General features: G+C 43.0%; 1 protein-coding gene and 1 pseudogene. One reads left to right on the top strand and one right to left on the bottom strand.

The genetic code is table 11. The features are described 5' to 3' along the window. The coding region (locus HMPREF0849_RS07020) for a ZmpA/ZmpB/ZmpC family metallo-endopeptidase (protein ID WP_033605404.1) at positions 1-5,178 on the top strand (5,178 nt) is incomplete at its 5' end. Positions 5,179-5,343: 165 nt separating this feature from the next. Here the strand turns inward: HMPREF0849_RS07020 and tnpA are convergent. Continuing rightward, positions 5,344-5,546: pseudogene (tnpA, locus tag HMPREF0849_RS07015) on the bottom strand (IS200/IS605-like element ISSsu4 family transposase); the annotation flags it as partial.

Here is a 5,546-nt window from a genome sequence, read left to right as displayed (position 1 = left end):
GTCAAGGTCGGAACGGCTAAGCCAACTATGGTACCGAATGAAGCACCGAAGGCAGATGCTCTGCCAGAATATCCGTTGACATATACTGACGAAACTCGGGTTGAGAAAATTAACTTCACAATTCGTGAAGAAGAAACGGATGAGCTTGTTCGAGATGCCCGCCAAATCACAACTCCGGGTGTTGAGGGTGAGCGCACGATTAAGACTCGTGTCTACAGTTCTAACGGTCATGAAATCGATCGTCAAGAGTTGTCCAATGAGGAAACCCTAGCTCCCGTAACGCAAATTGTTAAGGTCGGCACGGCTAAACCGACCATGGTACCGAACAATTCACCGAAAGCAGAGGCTCTGCCAGAGTATCCGTTGACTTATACTGACGAAACGCGCGTTGAAAAAATCAACTTTAGCATTCGTGAAGAAGAAACCGATGAGCTTGTTCGAGATGCCCGCCAAATTGCAACTCCGGGTGTCCAAGGCGAACGAACTATCAAGACTCGAGTCTACAGTTCCAATGGTCAGGAAATCGACCGCCAAGAGTTATCTAATGAAGAAACTTTGGCGCCCGTAACACAGATCGTCAAAGTCGGAACTGCTAAACCAAGCATGGTACCAAATGATGCACCGAAAGCAGACGCTTTAGAGGAGTTCGATTTAATTTCACTGCATAATCTCTTGGCAGAAGCGGATCAGATTAAAGCTCAGGCCCGTTATTTCAACGATAGTCAGAGTCATCAAGCTAACTATGATGCTGCTTTGACGGCTGGTCAAGCGATTCTGAGCCAATCCCAAGCCAGCCAAGCAGAAGTCAACCAACTGGTGGAACAAATCAATCAAGCCAAGGCTCAATTAAGTGGTCTTGAGGTTGTCAAAACTGCTCTTCAGACTGAGTACGATTTAAATCCAAGAGTTAAAACTTCGGTTAAATATAAGAATGCGGATTCAGAAAAGCAGACAGCTTATACTGACGAATTGACCAAGGCAGAGGGAGTTTTGAACAATCAGACTGCTACACAAGTACAGGTCAACCAAGCTCTTGTTAGCTTGACAGCAGCCAAAGAAGCTCTAAATGGAGTGCCTAAAGTCAAGCCGACTGTTTCAATTCTAAGTCTGACTGAGAATGCTGATGATAAGTCGGTGACAGTCCAATATAGATTGGAAGACCAGACCAAATCCTTCCGTTCAGCGACTGCAGAATTGTACCAGGGAGATCAGCTGGTTCGCACTCTTCCGATTACTAACTTTGCTGGTAGCTTGAAGATTGGCGACCTAGACTATTACACAGGCTACACTCTAAAAACCAAGTTGACTTATGAACTGGATAATGGCAGTTTTACTGAGTTTGAGACAGACAGTCGTAACTTTGAGTTAGAATACAAGAAGATTGCCTTCCGTGATATTGATTCTGTTGAGTTTTATCATAAAGAAAATGACCAATACAAGCGCTTTGTATCGATGAGCTCTATGCCTACGGATCTGTCTACCTACTTCGTCAAAATCAAGTCAAGCGAATCCAAGGAAATTCTCCTACCAGTTCACAGCATTTCTGAAGCAGAGAAAGATGGCAAGGCAGTCTATAAGGTTAATGTAGCCCTTCCTGAACTCGTCCAAGAAAGTGAGACAGGATACAAGTCTGGGCACGACTTTTACATCAGTAAGGCAGTCCCAAGTCAGCAAAATGTCTACACCAGCTTTGCTGGATTGGTAGACGCTATGAAGCGAAATATGGCAGGAAATTATGTGTTGGGAGCTGATTTGGATGCGAGCGAGGTCAACCTAGCTCCTGCTGATTATGTCTACCTCAAAGGGAACTTCACAGGTAGTCTGACAGGTAGTCAAAATGGTAAGCAATACGCTATTTATAATCTAGCCAAGCCTTTATTTGAAAACATGAAGAACGGGTCTTCTATTACCAATATAGACTTTAAAAATGTGAATATCGTGGGTACCTATGACTCGGCTGCGCTGGCACGCAATGCGGAAAATGCTCGAATCACAGATGTTTCTGTTCAGGGGAAAGTATCGGTAGTAGGCAACGCTTCTAACGTAGCGGGTCTAGTAGTTAATGGAACCAATACGCAAATTACCAATAGTTCCTTTACTGGTACCATCCTATCTAACAATCAACACATCAAAGCTTATAACGTAGGTGGTTTGGTTGCAAGCCTTAAAGGAGAAGAATCTCTTCTTAGCCAAAGTAAAGCAGATGTAACGATTATTAGTGGTGCTCGATCAAATGAACAACGTATTGGTGGTTTGGTTGGACGTCTAGAAAACAATGCTCGAATCACCAAATCTTATGTGACAGGAAAATTATATAATTCAACCACTAACGGTCAAATCGGTGGAGTGGTCGGCTCGAACTACTTCAATGGTTTAGTTGATAATGTTATCAGTAATGTTAGCGGTACAAATGTTTACAGTATTTCTGGGGATCAGGGATACAAAAACGACCGCATTACGCAAGCCTATAAAGTTGCCAAAAGTGAAACCTTGAAAAACGATCAGTTTGTTACTTCTACAATTACTCAAGAAGAAATGGAAGAAAAACTGACTGCTATGGACATAACAACTAGCCTAGATGACACGAATCTAAATATGCGTTTTGTCGACTATGGTGAAGTAAACAATGCTCAATTTGACCGCGGATATTCTTATGCGAATATGGAGAAACTGCTTCCTTTCTACAATAAAGAAACCATTGTTTCGTTTGCGAACAAGATTCCGAAAGAGCATAAGTTGAATAAGGAGTACCTACTGGATGTTGTTCCGATGAAGGGTGACCAGGTTATCACTGATATCAATAGCAACAAGACCGGAATTAACCGTTTGATGCTTCACTACATGGACAATACTATTGATTACCTAGAAATATCTTATAAGGGAGATTTCGTAAATCGAGGTATTGCTGAGTATAGGATGAAGGGATTAGACCTTCTTTATACTCCAGAAGCCTTCGTATCAGATTATACTAGTATTCTAAATCAAGTCTTGCCAGAGCTGAACAAGGTCGTTCTTGATTCGCCAGCTATGCGTACAGCTCTCGGAGTAGCCGCAGATACTTCTTTGGATGAACTATACTTAGACACCGCATTTACGCAAGTGAAAAGCAAACTGTCAGCAGAACTACGAAAAGTTCTGGCTATGGATAAGGCTATCAATACTGAAAGTGAAGTAGTTAAGGATTATCTTGTTAAGAAGATTCTTGCTGATAAAGAAGCTTTCCTATTAGGTCTGACTTATCTTCATCGTTGGTACAATATCAACTATGATAACTTTAATGTTAAGGACTTATCGGCTTACAAGATGGATTTCTATGGTAAGAATGACGTTTCGGTTCTTGATACAATTATAGCTTTAGGGAAATCAGGATTGGAGAATCTCAAGGCTAAGAACAACTATACAGCGTATGATAATTCGCTCTCTGAAGCAACTGGCAAGCGAGGACTCTTCAATTACCTTGAAGGCTACCGTCAGCTCTTCCTACCATACAAGACCAATAATGAATGGCTCAAGACCAATACAAAAGCCTACATCGTTGAGGCTAAGTCCGATGTAGCAGAAGCGAGACAGCTTCAGGACGCAGCCGAGGGCAAGAGCAAGTACTCTGTCGGTGTGTACGACAAGATTACTGCAGATAATTGGGAACACAAGGGCATGCTCCTGCCACTCTTGACTATGACGGAGAAGGGTGTCTATGCTATCTCTAATATGTCTACCCTCTCTATGGGAGCTTATGATCGCTACCGCCTGGATGCCAATAACAGAGTGCGCACAGACGCTGAGCTAGCCGAGTATGTCGAAGACAGAGTGAGAAAAACAGCTGAATACCAGCGCGACCATTATGATTTCTGGTACAAGATTCTGAGTCCAGAAAGCAAGGACAAGCTCTTCCGTTCTGTTCTGGTTTATGATGGGTTCTTCTTGACTGACAAAGCAGGACAAAGCTATTGGGCACCAGCTAATGACAAAAAATCACAGGCTATGCAGGAATTCTTTGGACCAGCCGGCAAGTGGTATCCAAGCAAAGGCTACAATGCCTATGCTACGGGAAGTGTTACCCATTTTGATAGAGCACGATTGTTAGAAGACTATGGAAACTCTGTCTACACGCATGAAATGACCCATAATTCTGACGGTGGCATTTACTTTGAAGGATATGGTCGTCGTGAGGGACTGGGTGCGGAACTCTATGCTCGCGGACTCTTGCAGTCTTCGCCGAGCGCAGATGAGCCAACTATTACGCTCAATACTCTCTTCAAGGTGGACAAGGATTCTAAGACACGTATGCATACCTATAATTTCAAGGAACGTGTTCAAAATGCAGCAGACCTGCAGCACTATGTCCATGGTATGTTTGACATGATCTACACGCTAGATTACCTAGAAGGTACTTCTATGCTGAAACAGAGTGATGATACGAAACTTCAGTGGTTCAGAAAGATGGAGAATTACTATATTACTGATAAGTATGGTAAGGAAACCCACGCTGGAAACCAGACACGAACCTTCACTGCTGAAGAAATCAAGCAGCTGAAGACCTTTGACTCTTTGATTGAAAATGATGTGATCACTCGTCGGGAGAACAAGGAAAGCGGAAAATATGGTCGAAATGGCTACCTCAGTCTTAGCCTCTTCTCACCGATTTACTCAGCCTTGAGCAATCCAAATGGAGCTCCAGGTGACGTTATGTTCCGTCGCACAGCCTATGAATTACTGGCAGCCAAGGGATACCATGAAGGATTTGTCCCTTATGTTTCTGGTCAGTACTCTCAAGAAGCCTTTGATGAAGGCAAGAAAACGTGGGACGGATGGTCTGGAAGAGATGTCGGTCTCGTGACAGACCAGAAAGTCTTGGAAAATGTATTTAAGGGTGAATACACTTCTTGGGCAGCCTTCAAGAAGGCCATGTACAAGGAGCGGATTGATCAGCTGACCAAGCTGAAGCCAATTACCATTGAGTACGAGCTTAAAAATCCAAACAGTACCAAGAAAGTAACCATTCGTTCTTATGCAGAGATGCAGCAGTTGATGGATGCAGCAGTGGCAGAGGATGTACGCAACATTACCAATGCCACTAGCCGTGTTGAAGCTAGCTGGGTCAACCTGCTCAAGAAGAAGATTTACAACGCTTATCTTCGTGAGACAGACGACTTCAGACAGTCTATTTTCAAGAAATAAGGAAACGATTCTGTTTGATTAAAATCATAACCACCCGTCTAACGGGTGGTTTGCACCAGGGCTATAAGCCCAAATCACCAGCCAGCGCCTAAAGGCGCTGGCTTTCACGTTGTTCAAGCCTCATTGCTCTTGACTCGTCACTTGCCTCTTAAAGAGGCTTTAGTATTACTTACCACTATCCCTAAAGGGATCCTCATATTCTTTTACACTTAATTTATCTAGTGCTATATCATGCTTTTCCTGTTCTTGAATATATTTCTTAATTGTGGCTTCATTAAGCCCTACTGTACTTACATAATAACCTTCTGCCCAGAAATGCCGATTTCCAAACTTATACTTGAGGTTGGCGTGTTTATCAAACATCATGA

Origin of the sequence: Streptococcus sp. C300, assembly GCF_000187645.1 — a bacterium.
GTDB lineage: Bacteria > Bacillota > Bacilli > Lactobacillales > Streptococcaceae > Streptococcus > Streptococcus oralis_CQ.
The sequence above is the reverse complement of the archived record's forward strand: the minus strand, read 5'-3'. Positions and strand labels throughout refer to the sequence as shown.